The 629-nt window shown below is 61.2% G+C and carries 1 protein-coding gene; it reads left to right on the plus strand.

All coding sequences use genetic code 11. The features are described 5' to 3' along the window. Positions 1–629, plus strand: a 629-nt coding sequence (locus MRS74_RS23575; protein WP_306422030.1) for a Na+/H+ antiporter NhaC family protein, incomplete at both ends; no start/stop codon positions are given.

Genomic DNA, 629 nt, shown 5'->3' on the forward strand with positions numbered 1-629 from the left:
TATTCGATCGATACCGGTATCAGCGAAATAGACAGCCTGCTCAACCGTGGCGGTATCCAGTCCATGATGTGGACCATTTCCCTGGTGCTTATCGCCCTGGGCTTTGGCGGTGCGCTGGAAAAAACGCGCTGCCTGGAAGCCATCGTCGGCGTGATCATTAGCAAGGTGCGGGGGTTTGCCGGTGTCCAAACGGCAGCGTCCTGTACCTCCATTGCCACCAATCTGGTTGCCGGCGACCCCTACCTGTCCATCGCCCTGCCGGGGCGTATGTATTCCCCCGTCTATCGGGGCATGGGCTATTCAACCCTGAACCTGTCCCGTGCACTCGAGGAAGGCGGTACCCTCGTCTCGCCGCTGGTGCCCTGGAACGCCGGTGGTGCCTTCGTCATCAGTGCGCTGGGGCTTGGCATCGCGGACGGCAATCTCGAGAACCTGCTGTACATTCCGCTGGCTTTTGCCTGCTGGATTTCGCCGCTGCTCGGCATCGCCTATGCCAATCTCGGCTGGTTCTCACCGCGCGCCAGCGAGGCTGAACGCCAGGCCTGGAAGGATAATGGCGAGCTGATTACCGACCTCACGGATGTCGACTGGGTCGATGACGCCGGGATAGCTGAAGTGGCTCCGGCACG

The sequence above is a fragment of the Marinobacterium sedimentorum genome, from assembly GCF_024267675.1.
Classification (GTDB): domain Bacteria; phylum Pseudomonadota; class Gammaproteobacteria; order Pseudomonadales; family Balneatricaceae; genus Marinobacterium_A; species Marinobacterium_A sedimentorum.